Raw genomic sequence first — 22,692 nt, forward strand, 5'->3', positions numbered from 1 at the left:
CCCCGTTCCCCGTCGTGGCCGGTGACGCAGGGGCACGGCGCACGGCGCGCCGGCCGCTGGGCCACCGAGCGCCGGGGCTCCGCGGGCCCGTACGGCGCGGACGAGCTGGTCGCGGCCCTGGGGCTGCGACCCGCCGTCCAGGGCCCGGACGGCGGCCACCCCGTTCCCCGACGTGGCCGGTGACGCAGGGGCACGGCGCGCCGGCCGCTGGCCGGCGGGGCTCCGGCGTTTGCGGTTCGGGGCCTCGGGGACCCGGTCGGCAGGAGGTGATCACCGTGCCCGAGCCCGGAAGCAAGAAGTACGACACCCGGCGGGCCAGGCTCCGCAAGGAGGCCGAGCGGTCCGGGACGTCCGACCAGGACGCCAACCGGGCGGCCAACGAGGAGCTTCAGGAAGGTGACGAATGGCGCAGCCGTGGTCCGCGGACCGAACGCGGCCGGGGACCCAAGGGCGAGCGCCCGGGGAGTTCCGGCTGACCGGCCTCCCCCGTCGGCCCCGCGTCCCCTCGGCGCGGGGCCGGTCCGTGCGGGCCGGTCACCCCGTGTAGGTGCGGGCGGTCGAGCGGCGCTGGGCCGGTTCCAGCAGACGCAGGCGGGCCTCGACCTCCGCGGGCAGCACCCGGCGTTCGCGCAGGACCCACGGGAGGGCGGCCGTCGCCTCGGCGAAGGCGCGCAGGGACGCGGTGTCGCGCGGGACGGTGCGGGCCAGGTGCAGGGTGCGGCGCAGCGCGACGCCGGCCGGGCGGCGCAGCCAGGTGAACCACAGCGTGTTGCGGATGCCCTGTGCCCGCCGGAGCGTGGCGTCCCGCACGACGGACGGGTGGTGGTGGATCGTCAGCTCGTCGGCGTAGATCAGCCACCAGCCGTTCGCCGCCAGGTCCGCCGCGAGCAGTTCCTCCTCGCCGCCGAGCCACAACCGGGGGTGGAAGCCGCCCGCGGCCCGGAAGGCGTCGGTGCGCAGCACGGTCGCGGCGGCCAGGAAGGATCCGAGCGCCGGTCCCGGCAGCCACTCCGGGCCGGGCACCGGTGAGTCGCGCAGCTCCTGGACGATGGGGTCCTCGGTGCCGTCCGGTTCGACGACGATGCGGGCGGTGACGGAGCCGACCGCGGGGTGGCGGTCGAGCAGGTCGGCGGCCCCGGCCAGCGATCCGGGCGCCCACCAGGAGTCGTCGTCGCAGAAGGCGACGTAGGGGGTGCGGACCTGGCGGACCGCCAGATTGCGGCCGACGGCGCCGAGGTTGCGGCCGGGGCGCAGCAGCCGTACGCCGGGGTGGTGGCGGGCGACGGCGGAGGCCGTGCCGTCGGTGGAGGCGTTGTCGGTGACGATCACCTGGGGTTTCTCGGGGAGTTCGGCGAGGCGGTCGAGGGTGTGCAGGAGTTCCGCGCGCCGGTTGTGGGTGATGACGACGACGGTCGTGCGCGTGTCGGTCATGCGGTCGCTCCGTCCAGGAGGCGGGCGGCACTCTCCAGGTACGGCGGCAGGGGTCTGCGGGCGTGCAGGGCGGCGGGCAGGCGGGTGAGGGCCTCGCGCAGGGCGCGGCGGGCGTGCGGGTCGGTGCGGGCCTCGGCGGCGAGGGCGCGGGTGCGGGCCAGCGCGTGCGGCAGGGAGCGGCGCAGCCAGGCGGTGAGGAGTTCGTTGCGGCGCACGACGGCCGGGCGGCCGGTCCGCGGGCCGGGGTCCGGGTGGTGGTGGGCGACCACCTCGGGGCAGTGGGTGACGCCCCAGCCGCGGGCGGCCAGGTCGTAGGCGAGGAGGGTCTCCTCGGCGCCGAAGAACAGCAGGGGGTGGTAGCCGCCCGCGTCGAGGTACGCCTCGCGGCGGACGACGGCGGCGCAGCCGAGGAAGCCGAGCACCTGGGTGCCGGGCAGGTCGGTGGCCGGGCCGAGGGGTGAGCCGGCGAGGACGTCGTTGAGCGGGTCGGGGGCGTCGGCGGGGCCGACGAGGGTGCGCGCGGCGATCAGGCCGAGGCGGGGATGTTCGTCGAACAGGCGTGCGGCGGTGCTCAGGGCGCCGGGTGCCCACCAGGAGTCGTCGTCGCTGAACGCCACGTACGGGGTGTGCAGGGCGCGGACGCCGTGGGTGCGGGCGAGGGCGCCGCGGTTGAACGGCAGGGAGAGCACGCGGACCTTCGGGAAGTCGCGGGCGAGCATGGCGCGGGTGTCGTCGGTGGAGGCGTTGTCGGCGACGAGGACGTCGGGCCGTTCGGGGAGCGCGAGCAGGTGCCGCAGGGTGACGGCGAGGCTCGCGGCGCGGTTGCGGGTGGCGATGACGACGCCGACGGGGGCGGTCCTCGCGGGGGCGGCGTGGGCTCGTTCACGGGTGGTCGACGGACCGTGGGTGGTGCCGTGGTTCATGGTGCCTCGCTAGGGCCTGTCCGGCGGATCAGGTCGCAGGGAAGGGCGGATGCCTCGCGTACGGGGGTGAGCGGGTCGCGGGTGGGCGGGCGGCCGGGGGTGAGCGGGCCGGGGGTGCCGAGTGCGTCCGGGGCGTCGAGTGCGTCGAGTGCGCCGAGCGCGTCCAGGACGTCGTCGGTGCCGATGCGCAGCAGCGCGGGGTCGGTCTCGTGGCCGTGCGGGTCGCCGTCCGGGCCCGGGTGCCACAGGGCACGGTGGCGGGGGTGTGCGGGCGGGCCCCAGCGGCTGGGGGGCACGGGGCCGAAGAGGGTGACGGAGGGCGCCGCGTGGGCGACGGCGAGGTGGGCGATGCCGGTGTCGCCGCTGACGACGGCACGGGCGCCGGCGACGAGGGCGGAGAGCCGGTCGTAGGGCAGGCCGCCGCCGAACACGTCCGTGCCGGGCAGGCCGGCGAGCTCGGCGAGGCGGGCCACGAGGTCGTCCTCGCCCGCTCCTCCGGTGACCACGACCCGGTGGCCGCGGGCGCGCAGCGCCCCGGCGACGGCCGCGTACCGCTCGACGGGCCAGCAGCGCGAGGGGGCGCCCGCGCCGGGGTGGAGCACGACGGCGCCGGGGGCCGGGGAGGGTGCGGCGGGGCGCGGCAGCCGCAGGTCGGACGGGTCGGCGTCGATGCCGTACGCCCTCAGGAGCCGGCACCAGCGGTCGCGCTCGTGCTCCTCCGCGTACCAGGGCGGGCCGTCGATCTCCGGCGTCCCGGGGTGGGCGAACGCCAGTAGCCTGCGCGGGCGCAGGCGGCTCAGCAGGCGGTGGCTGGGCGGGCCGTTGCCGTGCAGGTCGACGGCGACGTCGGGGGGCGGGCCCGTCCAGTGGAGCCTGCGCGGCACGCTCCGGCCGGGTCCGGCGGCGGGCAGCAGCCGGTCCACGGCACCGCTGGCCGCGGCGACCGGCGCGAGCTCCGCGGGCGCGGCCAGCACCAGCTCGTGGTCCGGGTGGGCGCGGCGCAGGGCCCGCAGGGCGGGCACGCCCGCCAGGAGGTCACCGAGGCCGAGGGCACGCAGCACGAGGACGCGGCCGCGGGTCATCGCGCTCCCTCCGCCGCCCGGGCCATCAGGGCCGTGGACGAGCGGCCGTCGAGGTACGGCAGCAGGACGGCCTGGCCGCCCCACTCCTGGAGCAGCGCGGCCTCCGGAAGGTCGGCGCCCGCGTAGTCGCCGCCCTTGACCCACACGTCGGGCCGCAGGTCGCCGAGGAGCCGTTCGGGCGTGTCCTCGTCGAAGACGGCGACGGCGTCTACGCAGGCGAGGGCGCGCAGTACGCGGATCCGGTCGGCGAGGGGGTTGACGGGGCGGCCCCCGCCCTTGCGGCGCCGTACCGAGGCGTCGGAGTTGACGCACACCACGAGGCAGTCGCCGAGCCGCCGCGCGGCCTGGAGGAGGCCGACGTGTCCGGCGTGCAGCAGGTCGAAGCAGCCGCCCGCGGCGACGACGGTGCCGTGCTGGGCGCGGACCCGGGCGGCGAGGGCGTGCGGGTCGTCGGTGTCGGGCGAGGGCGCCGCCGGGCGGGAGTCGGCGCGCGGCAGGGCGCCCGCTCCGCCCGCGGCGACGAACGCGGTCGCGGCGCCGACGGCGCCCTCGATGGCCTCCCCCACCAGCGCCCCGTCGGCGAGCAGCCCGGCGGCGGTGGCGGCGAACCGGTCCCCGGCGCCGCAGGAGTCGCCGTGGTGGGAGGCGGGCGCCGGGACGAGCAGCGGGTGTTCGCCGTAGGACAGCAGGGCGCCGCGGGAGCCGAGGGTGACCGCGACGGCGGCGGCCCGCCAGTCGCGTACGAGGGTGGCGGCGCTGTGCGCGGCGGCGCGCAGGCCGCCGCCGGGCCGGCCGTCCTGCGGGGCGAAGCCGTGCGCCTCCTTCTCGGCGGGCGTCACGAGCCGGGTGCCCGGCACCGGCGGGCCGCCGCGCGGGTGCGGGTCCCAGACCAGCGGCGGGCGGGCGGCGAGGACGTCCCGCAGGGCGTCGGCGGCGCCGCGGCCGTAGTCGGAGACGAGGACGGCGCGGGCGGAGCGCAGTGCGGCACGGGCCTCGTCGGTGGCCTCGCGGGCCCGGCCGCCGCCGCGGTCGAGGCGGAGGACCGGGCGGTCCTGCGCCAGGACGCGGGTCTTCTCGGGCAGCGCTCCGGTCAGCGGGAGCGGCACGAGCGTCAGCCAGGGTTCGAGCAGTTCGCGCAGGGCGTGACTGGCCGGGTCGTCGCCGGCGCCCGCGATCAGCGTGACCTCGCGGCCGTCGCGGGCCGCGAGGTAGGCGGCGAGCGCGGCACCGCCGGGCCGTACGCGTTCGGCGCACTCCGGCACGACCGTGACGACCGGCACGGGCGCGTCCGGTGCGAGCCGGTCGGCGGAGCCGGTCAGATCGCGGTCCAGCAGGGCGTCGCCGACCACCACCAGCGGGGTCCTGTCAGCCATGCGTCGCGTCACCTCCGCGTCCCCTCCCCCCGTCCGCCCTGTTCCAGCGCGGCGTCGAAGGCCGCGCACACCATGTGCACCGCGACCAGGTGGATCTCCTGGACGGTGGCCGTGGTGGGCGCGTCGACGCACAGGGACTCGTCGCTGCCCGCCATGAGGGGGTTGGGGGCCGGACCGGTCAGCGCCCACACCCGCATCCCGGCCGCGCGGCCCGCGTCGGCGGCGGAGAGCAGGTTGGCGCTGGCGCCGCTGGTGGACAGCAGCATCAGCACGTCGCCGGGGCGGCCGTGCGCGCGGACCTGGCGGGCGAACACCTCGTCGACGCCGTAGTCGTTGGCGATCGCGGTGGTGCTGGAGGTGTCGGCGTGCAGGGCGATCGCGGAGAACGGCGGCCGGTCGTCCCGGTAGCGGCCGACGAGTTCGGCGGTCAGGTGCTGGGCCTGGGCGGCGCTGCCGCCGTTGCCCGCGGCCAGCAGCCGGCCGCCGCCGGTCAGGACGGCGGCGAGCCGGTCGCCCCAGTGCTGGGTGATGTGCGCGGAGGCGCGGAAGGCGCCCAGCGCGCTGAGGAGTTCGTCGCAGTGCCCGACGACGGGCGGGTGCACGGTCATCACGCCACCTCCTGCGCCAGCGCGTGGTCGGCGAGCGTCAGCCGGTAGACCTGCTCCGCGCCGTCGGCGACGCGCCGCCAGGTGTAGTGCTTGAGGACCCGTTCACGGCCGTTGTGGCCGTACTGGCGGCGCAGCCGCTCGTCGGCGAGCAGTTCGCGGGCGGCCTCCGCGATGGCCTCGGGGTCCTGCGGCGGCACGAGCCGGCCCGTGGTGCCGTCGGCCACGGAGTCGCGGTGGCCGCCGACGTCGGTGGCGAGGACGGGCACGCCGCACGCCATCGCCTCCAGGGGCACGATGCCGAACGGCTCGTAGACCGGGGTGCACAGCACCAGGTCCGCGCTGCGCAGCAGGCCGGGCATGTAGTGCGGGTCGGCCGCGCCGAGCAGCCGGACCCGGTCGGCGACGCCGAGGCGCCCGGCGAGCGCGGTCAGGCGCCGGGCCTCGGGGTCGGCGTCCAGGCCGTCGGCCGGGGGGCCGCCCACGATGAGCAGTTCGGTGTCGGGGATCTTGGCCAGGGCGTGGACGGCCTGGTCGTAGCCCTTGCGGGGGACCAGCCGTCCGCAGGCGATGAGCCGGTGCCGTTGGCGTCGCGCGGGGGTGCGGCGGGTGTCGGCCTCGGGGTTGAAGTGCCGGGCGTCGACGCCGCAGGGCACCACGGAGACCTGCCGGGGAGGGACGCCCATGTCGCCCAGTTCGACGACCTCGTCCGTGCAGGTGGCCAGGACCCGTTCACAGTCGCGGCCGATCTGCCGTTCGATGGCGACGCGCTCGTACGGGCTGGTGTCCCGCATGCCCTGGTGGCGCCGCTTGACGGTGCCCAGGGCGTGGAAGGTCTGCACCAGGGGGATGCCGTGCGGCTGCACGCCGATCCGGGAGGCCAGGCCGGACATCCAGAAGTGGGCGTGCACGACGTCGGGCCGGTCGCGGCCCCAGGCGCGCGCCAGATGGGCGCCGAAGGCCGGCATGTGCGGGAACAGCTCGTCCTTGGGGATGATCTCCGCGGGTCCGGCCGGCACGTGCTCGACGACCCCGCCGCCCGGCAGCGGTACCCGGTCGGGCAGGTCGAGCGAGTCGCGGCGGGTGTAGACCGTGACGGCGTGGCCGCGCCTGGCCAGCTCCTCGGTGAGTCGGGCCACGTAGACGTTCTGTCCACCGGCGTCGACGCCGCCGAGCGCGGCGAGAGGGCTCGCGTGCTCGGACACCATGGCGATCCTCATCGGGTCACCTCCTTCAGCAGCCGCTCCCAGTCGTCCAGGAAGCGGGACAGCCCGTAACGGGACAGGGCCGCCGCACGGGCGCCGTCGCCGACCGTGCGCGCGTGCAGCGGATCGGCCATGAAGTCCCGTACGGCGTCGGTCAGGACGTCGATGCGGTTGGAGACCACACCGGCGCCCGGGGGTACGGCCTCGGTCACCTCGGTGGTGGCGAGCGCGACCACGGGCATGCCCAGGTGCATGGCCTCCAGCAGGGACAGGCCGAGGGAGGTCCAGCGGACGGGGTGGACGTACACGCGCCGCCGGGCCAGCTGTGCGTGCAGCTCGCTCTGGACGACGTCCCGGGTGCGGCAGCGGTCGGGCGCGACGCCGAGGTGGGCGGCGAGTCCCCCGGTGCGCATGCCGAACACGTCGAGCGGGGCGGCCCGGGCGAACTCGGGCAGCAGGTCGGTGCCGGTCGTACGGCCGCGCCGGACGGGGTCGTTGACGACGACGGCGGCCCGGTCGAGCTCGCCGGTCCAGCGGTGGCCGGGGTCGACGATGCCGTGCTCGACGACGGTGGTGGGGGCGGAGCCGTTGTCCCACATCAGCCGGTTGAAGTGGGTGACGTGGACGAGGGTGACGCCCGGGATGCCGGCGGCCGGGTGGCGGGTGTGGGGGACGTCGCCGTCGGGGGCGTTGTGCTCCAGGTACACCAGGGGCGGGCGGCGGCCCAGCCACCGGTCGACCAGGGCGAGTTCGTGCGGGCGTTGCAGCACCACGAGGTCGACGTGCTCGTCCCGCAGCCGCTCCGGCGGCACCTCGACGACGGAGTCCGGCCAGTCCCAGGTGCGGGCGCGGCCGAGGCCGTCGGGTCCGCGGTCGGGGGTGACGGGGACGAGGTAGGTGTGCGGGCCCTGCACGAAGGCCGTGGTCCACGACCCGTGCACGTGCCAGATGAGGATCCTCATGCCTCCCCCAGGAGTTTCTCGACGGCCGTGACGACGTCGGTGGCGGTCACGGTGTTCAGACAGGGGTGGCCGGGGACGGGACAGTCCCGGGCCCGGCTGCCGGCGCAGGGCGCTTCCTGGTCGCCGAGCAGCACGTAGGGGACGCCGTACGGCCGCCAGCGCTCGGCGGGCACGACCGGGGCGAACAGGGACACGACCGGGGTGCCGACGGCGGCGGCGAGGTGGGCGGGGGCGGTGTTGCCGGTGACGACGGCTCCGGCGCCGGCGAGGACGCCGGCGAGTTGCGGTGCCTCGGTGCGGCCACCGAGGTCGGTGCCGTGGTCGCCCGCGACGTAGGCGGTCAGGTCGCGTTCGCCGGGGCCGCCGGTGACCAGCACCCGGTGCCCCGCGGCGGCCAGTTCGCGCACCGCTTCGGCGCTGCGCTCGGGGCTCCAGGCGCGGGCGGGGACGCTGGCGCCGGGGTGGAGCACGACGTAGGGCCCGGGGCCGGTGAGGGCGGTGGTGCCGGGCGGGGGCAGGACGCGCAGCCGCCCGTCGTCGGGCCGGGGGAAACCCGCGGCCTCGGCGAGGTCGAGCGCGGCCTCCGTCTCGTGGGCGTGCGGGGCGCGCCGGTGGCGCAGGTCGAGCAGGGAGCCGGGGTAGTCCACGCTGTCCGCGGCGATGTACGGGACGCCGGCCAGCCGCAGTACCAGGGCAGTGGGCAGCGGGGACTGGTGGAAGGAGGTGAGGATCAGGGCGGCGTCGGCGTCGATGCGGTCGACGAGGCGGTCGATGTCCGCGCGGTCGACGCCGGGGGGCTGGAAACCGCCCCACGGCGCGTCCCACACGAGGATGTCGTCGACGCCGGGCAGCAGCCGGGCGGCGGGGGCGCCGCGCGGTCCGCACAGCAGGGTGACGTGGTCGGCGCGGGCGGCGACGGCCCGGACGGCGGGACCGGCGAGGAGGACGTCGCCGAAGCTGTCCAGACGCGTGACTAGGGCTTTCATCGCGGCCTCCCGCGGCTGCCCCCGACACCCGGACCCACGACCGGCGCGGCACCACCCCCACCGGCGGCACACCCACCCCAGCCGGACAGGGAGCCACGCCGCCCACCACCACCGGCAGAACCGGCCGAGCCACCCCGACCACCACCGCCGGCCGAACGACCGTCGGAACCGGCCGCAGAGCCGCTTCGACCACCGTCGCCGGCAGCCCGCCCCTCCCACCCGGCGGGCCCGCGCCGACCACTGCCGCCGCCGGCGGCGGAGTCCCACGCGTCCGAGGCACCGCGCCCAAGCGCCCCACCACCGGCAACGGGCCCGCCCCGGCCGGCACCAAGCTCACTCCCTCCGCCAGGGGCGGCACCGGAGACCCACGCCGCCGGCCACCCGGCCACATCCGCCCGATTGCCACCGGCGGCAGGCCCGCCGCCGCCCGGCCCGGGGCCCGGCGCGCACCGGTCCGTGGCCCGGCCGTCGGCGGCACCACCGGTGGCAGGCCGGCCGCGGTCGGACCCGGGGTCGTCCGTGACATCCCCCGTGTCCGGGGTGCGGGTTGGCTCGACGGGGTGACCGGTGGGTGGTGGGGTGTCCTCGGGCAGTCCCTGGAGCACCGTGCGTACGGCGGTCGGCAGGTCGGGGGCCACGTGGTCGGCCGCGGCGGTCTCCTCGGGGCGGGTCTGCGGGTTCGGGACGAGGATGCCGTGGGCGCCCGCCCGCCTCGCGGCCTCCATGTCGGCGCCGATGTCGCCGATGACGACGCAGTCGGCGGGGGCGGCGCAGATCCGTCCGGCGGCCCACAGCACCAGGCCGGGCTGCGGTTTGCGGCAGTGGCAGCCGTCGTCGGGGCCGTGCGGGCAGACCGCCCACACGTCGAAGGCGCCGAGCAGGTCGTCGACGCGCCGGTTGACGCGGCGGACGTCGGCGGCGGTGAGCAGTCCGCGCGCGATGCCGGACTGGTTGGTGACGACGCCGGTGCGAATGCCGCGCTCGCGCAGCAGGGCGAGTGCCTCGCGGGCCCCCTCGACGGGCCGTACCCGCTCGGGGTCGCCGTTGTAGGGGACGTCGTGGACGAGGGTGCCGTCGCGGTCGAAGAGCACGGCCTTGACGGGGCTCATGCGACCACCTCCCGCCACGCGGGGGCGCGCCGGTGCCGCCACATGCCGCGCAGCCGGTGCCAGGTGGCGGCCGGCGGGATGAGGACGCTGGTGACCAGCATGGTCGTCACCTCGTACCGGGTGCGCGGCCCGGGCGCGATGCGGGCCCATGCGAACTCGGCGGTGCCCGTGGCCCAGCCGAGCCCGGCGAGCGCGGCGGCCCGGGGGCGGCCGGCCGCGGCGAGGGCGACGGCGGCGGCGCCCGCGGCGGTGACGGCGACGTGGCGGCGGATGCGGCCCCGGGGGGCGACCGCCTTGTGCCACCAGTCCGGGCCGTGCAGGCGGCGCATGAGCGCGTCGTCGGCGTTGCCCCGCTGCTGTTTCAGCGACACCCAGCGGGAGGCGGGGCGTACGGGGTGGCGGGTGGTGCGCCGGCCCTGCCGGATGCGCCAGCCCGCGTCGAGCACGCGCAGCGCCAGGTCGGCGTCCTCCCGGAAGGCGCGCGTGAAGCGTTCGTCGAAGCCGCCGACCTGCTTGAGCGCGTCGGTGCGGTAGGCCATGTCGGCGGTGATCCAGCGGGCCCGCGCGAGCCCGGCGGTGCCGCGTTCCCAGTCGGTGGGGCGGCGTTCGCCGGGCAGCGGCACGGCGATCACGCCCTGGACGGCGGCGGTGTCGGGGGCGGCCTCGGCGAGGTCCTGCACCAGCTGGTCGCGCCAGTGCGGGCCGACCTGGACGTCGTCGTCGAGGAAGGCGGTCCACGGCGAGGTGACCGCGCGGATACCGGTGTTGCGCGCGGCGGCGGGCCCGCGGCCCCCGCTGCGCAGCACGACGGTCCGCTCGCGCAGGTCGCCGAGGACGCTCAGCGGATGCTCCAGCGCGCCGGGGCCGGCCTCGGGATCGGGCCGGTCGTCGACCAGGATGATCTCGTCGGGCCCGGGGCCGGTCGCGGCGGCCAGCGCGGCCAGGCAGTCGGCCAGCGTGTCGCGGGCGAGGGTGGGGATCACGACGGCATAGCCGGTCCTGGGGGCTCCGGTCATGCGAACGCCCTCCCCCTGCGCACCGCGAACGGGCCGATCGCCAGCAGGTCCACGGGCGCGGAGCCGAAGCACTCCAGCGCGTCGCGCGGGTCGTCGACCATGGGCCGCCCGGCCGTGTTCAGGCTGGTGTTGACCACGACCGGCAGGCCGGTGCGCCGTTCGAAGGCGGTGAGCATCCGGGCGACGAGCGGTTCGCGGCGCTCCTCGACGGTCTGGATGCGGGCGGTGCCGTCGACGTGCACGACGGCCGGGACGCGGTCGCGCCAGGCGGGGGCGACGTCGTGCACGAAGAGCATGTACGGGCTGGGCAGCGGCCCGTCGAAGATGTCGGCGGCGCGTTCGGCGAGGACCATCGGCGCGACGGGCCGGAACTCCTCGCGGCCCTTGACGTGGTTGAGCCGTTCCAGGTTCTCCGCCCGTCCCGGGTGGGCCAGCAGGGAGCGGTGTCCGAGGGCGCGCGGCCCGAACTCGCTGCGGCCCTGGAACCAGGCGACGATCCCGTCCCGGGCCAGTTCCTCGGCGACCGTCTCGGCGATGTCGTCCGGTTCCTCGTACGGGATCGCGGCCGTCTCCAGCCAGGCGCGGATCTCCTCGTCGCTCCAGCCGCGGCCGAGGTCGGCGCCGGGCATGGGCTCGGGGGCGGTGCCCTCCTGGGCGGCGGCCAGGTGCAGGGCGCCGCCGAGGGCGGTCCCGGCGTCACCGGCGGCGGGCTGCACCCACACGTGCCGGTACGGGCCCCGCGCGGCGATCTTCGCGTTGGCGACGCAGTTCAGCGCGACGCCGCCCGCCATGGTCAGGGCCTCTCCCCCGGCCTCGCGGTGCAGCCAGTGCACGAGGTCGAGGAGCAGTTCCTCCAGGACGGCCTGGGTGCTCGCGGCCAGGTCGGCGTGGGCCTGCGTCCACTGCTCGCCCTTGGCGCGGGCCGGGGCCAGGGCGGCCCAGTCGACGCCGTGGGCGCGGAAGCCGCCGTCGCCGGTGGCGTGGACGTGCTCGCGCAGCCGGTCGAGGTGGCGGGGGGTGCCGTAGGAGGCGAGGGCCATCACCTTGTACTCGTCGCTGCTGCGCAGGAAGCCCAGGTGCTCGGTCAGCTCCTCGTAGACCAGGCCGAGCGAGTGCGGCAGGGCCTGGACGGCGAGGGTGTCGAGCTTGCCGTCGCGGTAGCGGCCGGCCAGGTGGGAGGCGGACTCGCCGCGTCCGTCGAGGACGAGGACGTCGCTGTCGGGGTACGGGGAGGCGGGGCCGGCGGAGGCGGCGTGCGCCACGTGGTGCGGGACGAAGACGACCTGGTCGGGGTCGAGTCCGGGCAGCGCCTCGGCCAGGAACTCGGGTGCGCGGCGGGCGTACTCCAGCCGCAGCGGGTCCCAGGGGTCGTCGAGGCCCATGTCGCGGGCGGGGCGGGCGAGATGGGGGTCGAAGGAGTAGGCGACTGCGTCCAGGTCCTCCGGGCGTATCCCCGCGTGTTCCAGGCACCACCGGGCCGACAGCTCCGGCACCTCCCAGGCCGAGAACGGCACGGGGCGCTTGCCGTGCTTGCGGCGGCTGAAGCGCTCTTCCTCGGCGGCCGCAACGGTCCGGCCGTCGACGACGAGTGCGGCGGCCGGGTCGTGGAACAGGGCGTTGATACCAAGGATGCGCATGAGGCGTGCTCCGTCCCGGGCGACTCAGGGGTCTCTCTCGGCTTCGCGGGTGCCGCGGTGCGGCTGTCTCAAACACTTGGAGGCAGCTCACTTCCAGAAATGAACGGATATGTCACCGTCCGTAGCCATCCGCTCCCGTGCCTCACGGCCCCCTCCGGTCCGGTGCCTCACGCGGCGACGGAGTGCGCGAACCAGCCGATGGTCCGCTCCAGCCCCTCGCTCCAGCCGATCCTGGGCCGCCAGCCGAGCCGCTCCCGGGCCAGGGTGGTGTCCGGCTTGCGCCGGCCGGGGTCGTCGACGGGGCGTTCGACGAAGCGGATGCGGGAGCCTGAGCCGGTGAGCTCGATGATGCGGCGGGCCAGCTCCAGCACGGTGATCTCGTCGGCGCCGCCGATGTTCATCGGGCCGGTCTCGCCGGACGCGGCCAGCGCGAGGACGCCCTCCACGGTGTCGTCGACGTAGCACAGGGAGCGGGTCTGGCCGCCGTCGCCCGCGACGGTGAGGGGCATGCCGTCCAGGGCCTGCGCGATGAAGGTGGGCACGGCGCGGCCGTCGCCGGTGCGCATGCGGGGGCCGTAGGTGTTGAAGATACGGACGATGGCGGCGTCGGTGCCGTGCACCTGGCGGTGGGCGGTGACCAGGGCCTCGGCGAAGCGCTTGGACTCGTCGTAGACGCTGCGCGGGCCGATCGGGTTGACGTTGCCCCAGTACGTCTCGCGCTGCGGGTGCTCCAGCGGGTCGCCGTACACCTCGGAGGTCGAGGCGAGCAGGAAGCGGGCGCCGTCGGCGAGGGCCCGCTCCAGGGCGTTGCGGGTGCCGGTGCTGCCGACGTCGAGCGTCTCCAGCGGCAGCCGGAGGTAGTCGGCGGGCGAGGCCGGGCAGGCGAAGTGCAGGACGAGGTCGAACCGGCCGGGCAGCCCGCGCAGCGCGGCGGGGTCGGTGGCGTCCGCCCGGACGAAGCGGAATCCGCGCCGCCGCTCCAGGTCGGCCACGTTGCCCCGGGAGCCGGTGGCGAGGTTGTCGAGGCACACGACGTCGGTGCCGGCGTCGAGCAGCCGGCCGCACAGATGGGATCCCACGAATCCCGCTCCGCCGGTCACCAGGGCCCGGCGCCAGGGCCGGCCGCGCACGGTGCTGTCGCTCACGGGGCTCTCCTCACTCTCGCCTTCACTTGCGTGTCGGCGCGAGTAACCCGGTGGCCGCTTCCACTACCCCGAACTGGCATTCGACCGGTCGCTATACACCGCGTATATACTCGCTGTGTATAGTCCTCGCATGCCTTCTCTGACCAGGAAGATGAAGAAAACGGGGACCGGGTTGCGCGGGGCCGCGGTGTTCGCCGCGGCGGCCGCGGTGACCCTGGCACTGAGCGGCTGCACCCGACTGGAGACGACCGCACCCAGCTCCGCCCGCGCCGCGGCGGACGCCAAGGCGCGCGCCGCGTTCGGGACGGTCGACTGCCGCCGGGCCAAGTGCATAGCGCTCACGTTCGACGCCGGCCCGAGCGAGAACTCCGCCCGGCTGCTCGACATCCTGAAGGAGAAGCGGGTCCCCGCGACCTTCTTCCTGCTCGGCAAGCGGCACATCGACACGTATCCGCAGCTCGTCGGACGCATGGCCGACGAGGGCCACGAGGTGGCCAGCCACACCTGGACGCACCGGATCCTCACGGAGATCGAGCCGGACGAGATACGCGAGGAACTCCGGCGCCCGAACGAGGAGATAGAGCGCCTGACCGGGCGGCGCCCCACACTGATGCGCCCGCCGCAGGGCCGCACGGACGACACGGTGCACGAGATCTGCCGCGAGCTGGGCCTCGCGGAGGTGCTGTGGAGCGTGACCGCCAAGGACTACAAGACGACCGACTCCGACCTGATCACCCGGCGCGTCCTCGACCAGTCCTCCCGGGACGGCATCATCCTGCTCCACGACATCTACGACGGCACGGTGCCCGCCGTGCCCGGCATCATCGACGCACTCAAGAAGCGGGGCTACGTCTTCGTGACGGTGCCGCAGCTGCTGGCGCCCGGGAAGGCCGAGCCGGGGAAGGTCTACCGCTGAGGAGTGACGGCCGGGGCCGGGCGCGGCGGCCGGCCGCCCCGGTTCCCTACGATCGCTCGCGTGGTCACCTTCTTCCTGGAACGCACCGCTCCCCTCCCCCTGGACGAGGCCTGGCGGCGGCTCACCGCGTGGCACCGCCACGGCGACGCCGTACCCCTCACCCGGGTCACCGTCGTCACGCCCCCGCCCACCCGCCCGGGCACGGTGGTCGTGGCCCGCACGGGCATCGGCCCGCTCGCCTTCGACGACCGGATGGAGGTCACCGTCTGGCAGCCCCCGGGCGAGGGCTCACCGGGCCTGTGCCGGCTGGACAAGCGGGGCCGGCTGGTCCGGGGCTGGGCCGAGATCGAGGTCCGGCCGGGCCCCGGCGGCCGGACCCGGGTGCTGTGGCGCGAGGAACTGCGGGTCCGCCCGCTCCCGGGCCTCTTCGACGGCCTCCTCGCGCGCTCGGGGCGGTACGTCTTCGGACGGACGGTGAACCGGCTGCTGAGACAGCCGTGACGCACGACACCCCTCCACTCTAGTCAAAGTTGACTAGGGTGGAGGGATGGGAGAGACAACCGTTCCGATCCTGCCCTGCCGGAACCTGGAGCCCGTCCTCGGCTTCTACACGGCCCTCGGCTTCGAGGTGACCTTCCACCAGCGCAGTCCCAACCCGTACGCCGTCGTCCGGCACGGCGGCATCGAGCTGCACTTCTTCGCCACGAAGCGCTACGAGCCCGCCGATTCGTTCAGCACGTGCCTCGTCCGCACCGACGACGTCGACGGGCTGTACGAGACCTTCCGGGCCGGACTGAAGTCGGCCTACGGCCGGGTGCCGACGCGGGGGCTGCCCCGCATCGGGGCGCTGCGCGACACGTCGTTCGGGACGCGGCAGTTCCTCATGACCGACCCGGGCGGCAACTGCGTCCGCGTCGGGCAGCCCGTCGACGACGACCAGCGCCACCGCCCCGCCCCGGAGGAGACCTTCGCCCGCGCCCTGCACCACGCCTCGCTCCTCGCCGACTCCAGGGACGACCCGCAGGCGGCCGCGAAGGTCCTCGACCGGGTGCTCGGCCCGACGGACGAACGGCCGACGCCGGTCCAGCTACTGCGCCTGCTCGCCCTGCGCGCCGACGTCGCCGGCCGCCTCGGCGACGAGGAGACCGCGGCGGCCGCCCTGGACCGGGCCGCCGGGATCCCCCTCACGGAGCCCGAACGGGCCACCGTACGGGACGACTTGGCACGCCTTGAGGAGCTACGGGGCTGACACGGTGGACCGGCTGCCGAGACCTCCGCTACGCCACCGACCCGATCCGCCCCGCCGGTGACGGCTCGGTGTCGTGGTGGATCGGGGTGTGGGCGCCGGTCAGGGAGACACCGGTGCCGCCGCGGCGGGCCGCGACGATCTCGGCGGCGATCGACAGGGCCGTCTCCTCGGGCGTGCGGGCGCCGAGGTCCAGGCCGATCGGGGAGCGGAGCCTGGCCAGTTCGAGTTCCGTGACGCCGACCTCGCGCAGGCGTTCGTTGCGGTCGAGGTGGGTCCGGCGGGAGCCCATCGCGCCGACGTACGCCACCGGCAGGCGCAGGGCGAGCTTGAGCAGCGGGACGTCGAACTTGGCGTCGTGGGTCAGGACGCACAGCACCGTGCGGGCGTCGACGCCGGTGCGCTCCAGGTACTCGTGCGGCCACTCGACGACGATCTCGTCCGCCTCCGGGAAGCGGGCCGGCGTCGCGAAGACGGGGCGGGCGTCGCACACCGTCACGTGGTAGCCGAGGAACTTGCCGACGCGGACCAGTGCCGAGGCGAAGTCGATGGCGCCGAAGACGATCATGCGGGGGGCCGGGACCGAGGACTCGATCAGCAGCGTGAGCGGCGCCCCGCAGCGCGAGCCCTGCTCCCCGATCTCCAGGGTGCCGGTGCGGCCGGCGTCCAGGAAGGCGCCCGCCTCGGCGGCCACGGTGCGGTCCAGTTCGGGGTGGGCGCCGAAGCCGCCGTCGTGACGGCCGTCCGGGCGGACCATGAGCGCGCGGCCCATGAGGTCCGCCGGGCCGCGCACGATCCGCGCCACCGCCGCCGCCTCCCCTCCGGCGGCGGCGGCGAGCGCGGCGGCGGCCACCGGACGGACGGGATCGGCCGCCCGCACCGGGGTGACGAGGATGTCGATGACGCCGCCGCAGGTCAGGCCGACGGCGAAGGCGTCCTCGTCGCTGTAGCCGAAGCGCTCCAGGACCGTTTCGCCGTCCTCCAGCGCCTGCCGGCACAGCTCGTACACGGCCCCCTCCACACAGCCACCGGAGACCGAGCCGATCGCCGTGCCGCCGGCGTCCACCGCGAGGGCGGCGCCGGGCTGACGGGGCGCGCTGCCGCCGACGGCCACCACGGTGGCCACGGCGAAGTCGCGTCCCTGCTCGACCCACCGGTGCAGCTCTTCGGCGATGTCCAGCATCTGTCGGTCTCCTTTGACGGGGGATGTGTGAAGGGTTCCCGTGGGAGCGGCTAGTGCACGCCCAGCCAGCTCTCGATCGGGTTGAGGGCGAAGTAGACGAGGAAGACCGCCGTGAGGGCCCACATGAAGGCGCCGATCTCCCGGGCCTTGCCCTGGGCGACCTTGATGACGACGTAGGAGATGACGCCGGCCGCGACCCCGGGCGTGATGGAGTACGTGAACGGCATGATCACCACGGTCAGGAAGACCGGGACCGCGGTGGCACGGTCGGCCCAGTCGACGTGCCGGGCGTTCATCATCATCATCGCGCCGATCACGACGAGGGCCGCGGAGGCGACCTCCTGCGGGACGATCGCGGTGATCGGGGTGAAGAAGAGACAGGCCGCGAAGAACAGGCCGGTGACGACGGAGGAGAAGCCCGTGCGGGCACCCTCGCCGACGCCGGTCGCGGACTCGACGAAGACGGTCTGGCCGGAGCCGCCCGAGACACCGCCGACCACACCGCCGGCACCGTCGATGAACAGGGCCTTGGACAGGCCCGGCATACGGCCCTTGTCGTCGGCGAGGTTGGCCTCGGTGCCGACGCCGATGATGGTGGCCATCGCGTCGAAGAAGCCGGCGAGGACCAGGGTGAAGACGATCACCGAGACGGTCATGACGCCGACGTCGCCCCAGCCGCCGAAGGACACGTCGCCGAAGAGGGAGAAGTCGGGCATCGACACGGGGCTGCCGTGCAGTTCGGGGGCGCCGTTCACCCACTGCTTGGCGTCGATGACGCCGGCGGCGTTCAGGACCGCGGCGACGAGGGTGCCGCCGATGATGCCGATGAGGATGGCGCCGGGGATGTTGCGGGCCTGGAGGGCGAAGATCAGCAGCAGCGTGGCGGCGAAGAGGAGCACCGGCCAGCCGGCCAGCTCGCCGCCGGGGCCGAGGATGACGGGACCGCCGCCGGGCGCCGGGTTGCGGCCGACGAAACCGGCCTTGACCAGGCCGATGAAGGCGATGAACAGGCCGATGCCCATGGTGATGCCGTGCTTGAGCGGCAGCGGGATCGCGTTCATGATCATCTCACGCAGGCCGGTGACGACCAGCAGCATGATCACGACACCGTAGGCCACGCACATGCCCATGGCCTGGGGCCACGTCATGACGGGCACGACCTGGGAGGCGAGGACACCGGAGACGGACAGGCCGGCGGCGAGGGCGAGCGGCACCTTGCCGACGAAGCCCATGAGGAGCGTGGTGAAGGCCGCGCCGAACGCGGTCGCCGTGATCAGGGCCTTTTGGCCCAGGGTGTCCCCGGCGACGTCCTTGCCGGACAGAATGACGGGGTTGAGCAGCAGGATGTACGCCATCGCCATGAAGGTGGTGACGCCGCCGCGCACTTCACGCGCGACCGTGGATCCCCGGTGGGATATGTGAAAGTAGCGGTCGAGCCACGACCGGCCGGCCGGGATGCGGGAACCCGCACCCGCGTCCTCGGCGGCGGTCGTGGGCTCCACTGACTGCTGGGTCATGGTGCCGTCTCCCAAGGTTCATAGGGGCACCCGCGGTCGCCTGGGGCGATCGCGCGGGTTTTGGGATGTGCACGACCCGGGGGACGGCCCGGTACTGCACTCGGGGTGGGACCGGCGCCGGGGTTGCCGTGGAGGGGCTGTCGCCCGGCGCCGGGGTGCCGCTGCGCCCACCCGTGCCGCCCTGCGGCACGACTGCCCGCAGCGGCGGGGGGTGTTACGCCGTGCCGGTCAGGTGCTCCGGGCGTACCGGCGTCCGGTCGAGCGCCAGCCCGGTCGCGTTCCGGATGGCCGCGAGGACCGCCGGCGTGGACGACAGGGTCGGCGCCTCGCCGATACCGCGCAGCCCGTACGGGGCGTGCTCGTCGGCGAGTTCGAGCACGTCGACCGGGATGGTCGGCGTGTCGAGGATGGTCGGGAGCAGGTAGTCCGTGAAGGACGGGTTCCTGACCTTCGCGGTCTCGGGATCGACGACGATCTCCTCCATCACCGCGATGCCCATGCCCTGGATGGTGCCGCCCTGGATCTGGCCGATGACGGAGAGCGGGTTGAGCGCCTTGCCGACGTCCTGGGCGCAGGCCAGCTCGATCACCTTGACCAGGCCCAGCTCGGTGTCGACCTCCACGACGGCGCGGTGCGCGGCGAAGGAGTACTGGACGTGGCCGTTGCCCTGGCCGGTGCGCAGGTCGAAGGCCTCGGTGGGCCGGTGCCGCCACTCCTCCTCGACCTCGACGCTCTCGCCCTCCAGGACGTCGACGAGGTCGGCCAGGACCTCGCCGCCGTCGGTGACGACCTTGCCGCCCTCCAGCAGGAGTTCGGCCGTCGCCCAGGCCGGGTGGTAGGAGCCGAACTTGCGGCGCCCGATCTCCAGGACCTTCTCGCGGACCAGCTCGCAGGCGTTCTTCACGGCGCCGCCGGTGACGTACGTCTGCCGGGAGGCCGAGGTCGAGCCGGCCGAGCCCACCTGGGTGTCGGCCGGGTGGATGGTGACCTGGGTGACGCCCAGCTCGGTGCGGGCGATCTGCGCGTGGACGGTGACGCCGCCCTGGCCGACCTCCGCCATGGCGGTGTGCACGGTCGCGACGGGCTCCCCGCCCACGACCTCCATGCGGACCTTGGCGGTGGAGTAGTCGTCGAAGCCCTCGGAGAAGCCGACGTTCTTGATGCCGACCGCGTAGCCCACACCCCGTACGACGCCCTCGCCGTGCGTGGTGTTGGACAGGCCGCCGGGCAGCTGCCGTACGTCGGCGCCCTCGCTGGACTCCCACTGGCGCTCCGGCGGCATCGGCATCGCCTTGACGCGGCGCAGCAGTTCGGCGACCGGGGCCGGGGAGTCGACCGGCTGCCCGGTCGGCATGATCGTGCCCTGCTCCATGGCGTTGAGCTGCCGGAACTCCACCGGGTCCATGCCCAGCTTCTTGGCCAGCTTGTCCATCTGCGCCTCGTAGGCGAAGCACGCCTGGACCGCGCCGAAGCCGCGCATGGCGCCGCAGGGCGGGTTGTTGCTGTAGAGGGCGATGGCCTCGATGTCCACGTCGTCGATCACGTACGGACCGACCGACAGGGAGGAGGCGTTGCCGACGACCGCCGGGGAGGCGGACGCGTAGGCGCCGCCGTCCAGGACGATCCGGCACTTCATGTGCGTGAGCTTGCCGTCCTTGGTGGCGCCGTGCTCGTAGTGGAGCTTGGCCGGGTGGCGGTGGACGTGCCCGAAGAAGGACTCGAAGCGGTTGTAGACGATCTTGACCGGCTTGCCGGTGCGCAGCGCCAGCAGGCAGGCGTGGATCTGCATCGAGATGTCCTCGCGGCCGCCGAAGGCACCGCCGACGCCGGAGAGCGTCATGCGCACCTTGTCCTTGGGCAGGCCGAGGACGGGGGCCATCTGTTCGAGGTCCTTGTGCAGCCACTGGGTGGCGATGTAGAGGTGGACGCCGCCGTCCTCCTCCGGCACGGCGAGGCCGGACTCGGGGCCGAGGAAGGCCTGGTCCTGCATGCCGAAGTAGTACTCGCCCTCGACGATCACGTCGGCCCTCTTGCGGGCCTCCGCCACGTCGCCGCGGACGATCGGCTGGCGGTGCACGATGTTCTGGTGCGGGACGATCTCCGCGTACTCGTCCTTACGGCCCTCGTGGACCAGGATCGCGTCCGGCGCCAGTGCGCTCGCCTCGTCGGTGATGACGGGCAGCTCCCGGTACTCGACCTTGATCTTGGCGGCGGCGCGGCGTGCGGTCTCCGGGTGGTCGGCGGCCACGAGGGCGACCGGCTCGCCGTGGTGACGGACCTTGCCGTGCGCGAGGACCGGGGTGTCCTGGAGCTCCAGGCCGTAGTGCCTCACCTCGGTGGGCAGGTCGTCGTACGTCATGACGGCGTAGACGCCGGCCATGGCGAGCGCCTCGCTGGTGTCGATGGAGACGATCTCGGCATGCGCGACGGTGGAGCGCAGGATCTGGCCCCACAGCATGTCCTCGTGCCACATGTCGGACGAGTACGCGAACTCGCCGGTGACCTTCAGGGTGCCGTCCGGGCGGAGCGTGGACTCGCCGATGCCGCCCTTGGTCTGTGAACCCTGGGTGATTGTGGTGGGAGCACCGTTGGCAGCCATGCTCAGACCCCCTCGGACTGCCGGGCGGCCGCGAGGCGGACCGCGTCCATGATCTTCTCGTAGCCCGTGCAGCGGCACAGGTTGCCCGACAGCGCCTCGCGGATGTCCGCGTCGGTCGGGTTCGGGTTGCGCTCCAGCATCTCGTCGGCCGCGACCAGCAGACCGGGCGTGCAGAAGCCGCACTGGACGGCGCCCGCGTCGATGAACGCCTGCTGGATCGGGGCGAGTTCGGTGCCCTCGCCGGTCTGCGAGTCGGTGCCCTCGGCCTGCCACCGCTTGGCCTCGTCGAGCGACGTCCCGCCGCAGGCTCCGGTCCCGCACGAGCGCTGCTTGGCGAAGTCCGCCAGGCCCTCGACGGTCACGATGTCGCGGCCCTGCGCCTGTCCGGCCGCGACCAGGCAGGAACACACCGGCACGCCGTCCAGGCGGACCGTGCAGGAGCCGCACTCGCCCTGTTCGCAGGCGTTCTTGGAGCCGGGCAGGCCGAGGCGCTCGCGCAGGACGTAGAGGAGGGACTCGCCCTCCCACACGTCGTCGGCCTCCTGCGGACGTCCGTTGACGGTGAAGTTGACACGCATTACGCAGCTCCCTCCGAGGCGCGGCGGGTGCCGCGGTACGACTCCCAGGTCCAGGTGAGCGTCCGGCGGGCCAGGACGCCGACCGCGTGGCGGCGGTAGCTCGCGGTGCCCCGGACGTCGTCGATCGGGTTGCAGGCGGCGGAGCACAGGTCCGCGAACTGCTTGGCGACCGACGGGGTGATGATCTTTCCGTTGTCCCAGAAACCGCCCTCTTCCAGAGCCGCGTTCAGGAACTCCTCGGCGGCCTTCGCCCGGACCGGCGTGGGCGCCGCCGAGCCGATGCCGGTGCGGACCGTACGGGTCTCGGGGTGCAGGGCCAGGCCGAACGCGCACACGGCGATGACCATGGCGTTGCGGGTGCCGACCTTGGAGAACTGCTGCGGGCCGTCGGCCTTCTTGATGTGGACGGCGCGGATCAGCTCGTCGGGCGCCAGGGCGTTGCGCTTCACGCCGGTGTAGAACTCGTCGATCGGGATGCGGCGCGCTCCGCGCACCGACTCGACCTCGACCTCGGCACCCGCGGCGAGCAGCGCCGGGTGGGCGTCGCCCGCCGGGGAGGCGGTGCCGAGGTTCCCGCCCACGCCGCCGCGGTTACGGATCTGCGGGGAGGCGACCGTGTGCGAGGCGAGGGCGAGACCCGGCAGCTCGGTGCGCAGGTTCTCCATGATCTTCGTGTAGGGCACGGAGGCGCCGAGCCGTACGGTGTCCTCGCCGGCCTCCCACTCGGAGAGGTCGCCGATGCGGTTCAGGTCCATGAGGTAGTCGGGCCGGCGGTGGTCGAAGTTGATCTCGACCATCACGTCGGTGCCACCCGCAATCGGCACGGCGGTGGGGTGCTCGGCCTTGGCGGCGAGCGCCTCCTCCCAGCTGGCGGGGCGAAGGAAGTCCATGACCGGCTCTCTTCTTCGTCTCTAGGTCTCGGGGTGCAGATTGAGCCAATCCGTGTGCGGCGGGCCCGGCTCGTTCATGTGCTGTTCACGTGGAGTGGGCTCAGTACACCGCCCTGTGCTCCGCCGGGGTCAGTCGCAGAAACCATGAAGGAGTTGGCTGGCCAGGCCGGGCATCTTGTAGATTCGTATGAACGGAGGCCATCAGTAACCTCCTCGTTTTCCTCTGGAAACGCGCGACACGGCCGCGTGACCTGGAACACAGCTCGGAAGCGGGCGAGCACGGCTCGCC

Annotated in this window: 21 protein-coding genes and 1 pseudogene; 5 read left to right on the forward strand and 17 right to left on the reverse strand. The window is 74.6% G+C overall.

Going from position 1 to position 22,692, the window contains the following annotated elements; genetic code table 11:
- Positions 1–183 (forward strand): hypothetical protein (locus H0H10_RS01100; RefSeq protein ID WP_223179210.1); only part of this gene is annotated, 183 nt, incomplete at its 5' end.
- Between the two features lie 92 nt (positions 184–275).
- Positions 276–476, forward strand: coding sequence for a hypothetical protein (locus tag H0H10_RS01105; protein ID WP_223179211.1), 201 nt, complete (start codon positions 276–278; stop codon positions 474–476).
- Positions 477–534: 58 nt separating this feature from the next.
- Here H0H10_RS01105 and H0H10_RS01110 read toward each other — a convergent pair whose 3' ends face one another.
- The 12 genes and pseudogenes from H0H10_RS01110 to H0H10_RS01165 form a co-directional block, all read right to left on the reverse strand.
- Complete coding sequence (locus H0H10_RS01110) at positions 535–1,431, reverse strand: glycosyltransferase family 2 protein (protein WP_188178879.1); 897 nt, start codon at positions 1,429–1,431, stop codon at positions 535–537.
- On the reverse strand, positions 1,428–2,354 hold the full coding sequence (locus H0H10_RS01115; protein ID WP_188178880.1) for a glycosyltransferase family 2 protein: 927 nt from the start codon (positions 2,352–2,354) through the stop codon (positions 1,428–1,430). Before H0H10_RS01115 ends, H0H10_RS01110 begins: the two co-directional genes overlap by 4 nt.
- Entirely contained in the window at positions 2,351–3,436 is a 1,086-nt protein-coding gene (locus H0H10_RS01120; RefSeq protein WP_223179212.1) for a glycosyltransferase family 9 protein, read from the reverse strand. The genes H0H10_RS01115 and H0H10_RS01120 overlap by 4 nt, the downstream gene beginning before the upstream one ends.
- Positions 3,433–4,809: a D-glycero-beta-D-manno-heptose 1-phosphate adenylyltransferase gene (gene rfaE2, locus H0H10_RS01125; protein WP_188178881.1), complete on the reverse strand. Its 1,377-nt coding sequence runs from the start codon at positions 4,807–4,809 to the stop codon at positions 3,433–3,435. The genes H0H10_RS01120 and rfaE2 overlap by 4 nt, the downstream gene beginning before the upstream one ends.
- An 8-nt stretch (positions 4,810–4,817) precedes the next feature.
- Positions 4,818–5,417, reverse strand: a complete 600-nt coding sequence (locus H0H10_RS01130) for a D-sedoheptulose-7-phosphate isomerase (protein ID WP_188178882.1) — start codon at positions 5,415–5,417, stop codon at positions 4,818–4,820.
- Positions 5,417–6,634: a glycosyltransferase gene (locus H0H10_RS01135; RefSeq protein ID WP_188178883.1), complete on the reverse strand. Its 1,218-nt coding sequence runs from the start codon at positions 6,632–6,634 to the stop codon at positions 5,417–5,419. The genes H0H10_RS01130 and H0H10_RS01135 overlap by 1 nt, the downstream gene beginning before the upstream one ends.
- Entirely contained in the window at positions 6,631–7,581 is a 951-nt protein-coding gene (locus tag H0H10_RS01140; RefSeq protein ID WP_188178884.1) for a glycosyltransferase, read from the reverse strand. Before H0H10_RS01140 ends, H0H10_RS01135 begins: the two co-directional genes overlap by 4 nt.
- Entirely contained in the window at positions 7,578–8,567 is a 990-nt protein-coding gene (locus H0H10_RS01145; protein ID WP_188178885.1) for a glycosyltransferase family 9 protein, read from the reverse strand. The genes H0H10_RS01140 and H0H10_RS01145 overlap by 4 nt, the downstream gene beginning before the upstream one ends.
- 575 nt (positions 8,568–9,142) lie before the next feature.
- Positions 9,143–9,676, reverse strand: a pseudogene (locus tag H0H10_RS01150) (D-glycero-alpha-D-manno-heptose-1,7-bisphosphate 7-phosphatase); the annotation flags it as partial.
- Complete coding sequence (locus H0H10_RS01155) at positions 9,673–10,692, reverse strand: glycosyltransferase (RefSeq protein WP_188178886.1); 1,020 nt, start codon at positions 10,690–10,692, stop codon at positions 9,673–9,675. The pseudogene H0H10_RS01150 and the gene H0H10_RS01155, both read right to left, overlap by 4 nt.
- A complete protein-coding gene (locus H0H10_RS01160; protein WP_188178887.1) occupies positions 10,689–12,329 on the reverse strand; it encodes a carbamoyltransferase family protein in 1,641 nt (546 codons plus the stop codon). Before H0H10_RS01160 ends, H0H10_RS01155 begins: the two co-directional genes overlap by 4 nt.
- A 167-nt stretch (positions 12,330–12,496) precedes the next feature.
- Complete coding sequence (locus tag H0H10_RS01165; RefSeq protein WP_309141700.1) at positions 12,497–13,474, reverse strand: NAD-dependent epimerase/dehydratase family protein; 978 nt, start codon at positions 13,472–13,474, stop codon at positions 12,497–12,499.
- 130 nt (positions 13,475–13,604) lie between these two features.
- Here H0H10_RS01165 and H0H10_RS01170 point away from each other — a divergent pair, with 130 nt between their 5' ends.
- Genes H0H10_RS01170 through H0H10_RS01180 form a run of 3 tightly spaced genes read left to right on the forward strand, consistent with a single transcriptional unit; the run spans position 13,605 to position 15,639 of the window.
- Positions 13,605–14,390, forward strand: a complete 786-nt coding sequence (locus tag H0H10_RS01170) for a polysaccharide deacetylase family protein (protein WP_188178888.1) — start codon at positions 13,605–13,607, stop codon at positions 14,388–14,390.
- Between the two features lie 60 nt (positions 14,391–14,450).
- Positions 14,451–14,891, forward strand: a complete 441-nt coding sequence (locus H0H10_RS01175; protein ID WP_188178889.1) for an SRPBCC family protein — start codon at positions 14,451–14,453, stop codon at positions 14,889–14,891.
- Positions 14,892–14,937: 46 nt separating this feature from the next.
- The gene (locus H0H10_RS01180; protein ID WP_188178890.1) at positions 14,938–15,639 is read left to right on the forward strand and encodes a bleomycin resistance protein; all 702 of its coding nucleotides are present in this window, start codon (positions 14,938–14,940) and stop codon (positions 15,637–15,639) included.
- A gap of 28 nt (positions 15,640–15,667) precedes the next feature.
- Here the strand turns inward: H0H10_RS01180 and H0H10_RS01185 are convergent, their stop codons facing one another.
- The 5 genes from H0H10_RS01185 to H0H10_RS01205 all read right to left on the reverse strand — a co-directional run bounded on the left by H0H10_RS01185 (position 15,668) and on the right by H0H10_RS01205 (position 22,403).
- Complete coding sequence (locus tag H0H10_RS01185) at positions 15,668–16,819, reverse strand: XdhC family protein (RefSeq protein ID WP_188178891.1); 1,152 nt, start codon at positions 16,817–16,819, stop codon at positions 15,668–15,670.
- Positions 16,820–16,869: 50 nt separating this feature from the next.
- Positions 16,870–18,336, reverse strand: a complete 1,467-nt coding sequence (locus H0H10_RS01190; protein ID WP_188178892.1) for an NCS2 family permease — start codon at positions 18,334–18,336, stop codon at positions 16,870–16,872.
- A 214-nt stretch (positions 18,337–18,550) separates the two neighbouring features.
- A complete protein-coding gene (locus H0H10_RS01195; protein WP_188178893.1) occupies positions 18,551–20,935 on the reverse strand; it encodes a xanthine dehydrogenase family protein molybdopterin-binding subunit in 2,385 nt (794 codons plus the stop codon).
- Positions 20,936–20,937: 2 nt separating this feature from the next.
- Positions 20,938–21,513, reverse strand: a complete 576-nt coding sequence (locus tag H0H10_RS01200) for a (2Fe-2S)-binding protein (protein ID WP_188178894.1) — start codon at positions 21,511–21,513, stop codon at positions 20,938–20,940.
- Entirely contained in the window at positions 21,513–22,403 is an 891-nt protein-coding gene (locus H0H10_RS01205) for an FAD binding domain-containing protein (RefSeq protein ID WP_188178895.1), read from the reverse strand. Before H0H10_RS01205 ends, H0H10_RS01200 begins: the two co-directional genes overlap by 1 nt.
- Between the last annotated feature and the right edge of the window lie 289 nt (positions 22,404–22,692).

It is taken from the genome of Streptomyces griseicoloratus (assembly GCF_014534645.1).
GTDB lineage: Bacteria > Actinomycetota > Actinomycetes > Streptomycetales > Streptomycetaceae > Streptomyces > Streptomyces griseicoloratus.

Excerpts from the sequence above, each read along its gene's own strand:
- H0H10_RS01110 (WP_188178879.1), bottom strand. The coding sequence starts at position 1,431 with ATGACCGACACGCGCACGACCGTCGTCGTCATCACCCACAACCGGCGC.
- H0H10_RS01115 (WP_188178880.1), bottom strand. The coding sequence starts at position 2,354 with ATGAACCACGGCACCACCCACGGTCCGTCGACCACCCGTGAACGAGCC.
- H0H10_RS01120 (WP_223179212.1), bottom strand. The coding sequence starts at position 3,436 with ATGACCCGCGGCCGCGTCCTCGTGCTGCGTGCCCTCGGCCTCGGTGAC.
- rfaE2 (WP_188178881.1), bottom strand. The coding sequence starts at position 4,809 with ATGGCTGACAGGACCCCGCTGGTGGTGGTCGGCGACGCCCTGCTGGAC.
- H0H10_RS01130 (WP_188178882.1), bottom strand. The coding sequence starts at position 5,417 with ATGACCGTGCACCCGCCCGTCGTCGGGCACTGCGACGAACTCCTCAGC.
- H0H10_RS01135 (WP_188178883.1), bottom strand. The coding sequence starts at position 6,634 with ATGAGGATCGCCATGGTGTCCGAGCACGCGAGCCCTCTCGCCGCGCTC.
- H0H10_RS01140 (WP_188178884.1), bottom strand. The coding sequence starts at position 7,581 with ATGAGGATCCTCATCTGGCACGTGCACGGGTCGTGGACCACGGCCTTC.
- H0H10_RS01145 (WP_188178885.1), bottom strand. The coding sequence starts at position 8,567 with ATGAAAGCCCTAGTCACGCGTCTGGACAGCTTCGGCGACGTCCTCCTC.
- H0H10_RS01155 (WP_188178886.1), bottom strand. The coding sequence starts at position 10,692 with ATGACCGGAGCCCCCAGGACCGGCTATGCCGTCGTGATCCCCACCCTC.
- H0H10_RS01160 (WP_188178887.1), bottom strand. The coding sequence starts at position 12,329 with ATGCGCATCCTTGGTATCAACGCCCTGTTCCACGACCCGGCCGCCGCA.
- H0H10_RS01170 (WP_188178888.1), top strand. The coding sequence starts at position 13,605 with ATGCCTTCTCTGACCAGGAAGATGAAGAAAACGGGGACCGGGTTGCGC.
- H0H10_RS01180 (WP_188178890.1), top strand. The coding sequence starts at position 14,938 with ATGGGAGAGACAACCGTTCCGATCCTGCCCTGCCGGAACCTGGAGCCC.
- H0H10_RS01185 (WP_188178891.1), bottom strand. The coding sequence starts at position 16,819 with ATGCTGGACATCGCCGAAGAGCTGCACCGGTGGGTCGAGCAGGGACGC.
- H0H10_RS01190 (WP_188178892.1), bottom strand. The coding sequence starts at position 18,336 with ATGACCCAGCAGTCAGTGGAGCCCACGACCGCCGCCGAGGACGCGGGT.
- H0H10_RS01195 (WP_188178893.1), bottom strand. The coding sequence starts at position 20,935 with ATGGCTGCCAACGGTGCTCCCACCACAATCACCCAGGGTTCACAGACC.
- H0H10_RS01200 (WP_188178894.1), bottom strand. The coding sequence starts at position 21,513 with ATGCGTGTCAACTTCACCGTCAACGGACGTCCGCAGGAGGCCGACGAC.
- H0H10_RS01205 (WP_188178895.1), bottom strand. The coding sequence starts at position 22,403 with ATGGACTTCCTTCGCCCCGCCAGCTGGGAGGAGGCGCTCGCCGCCAAG.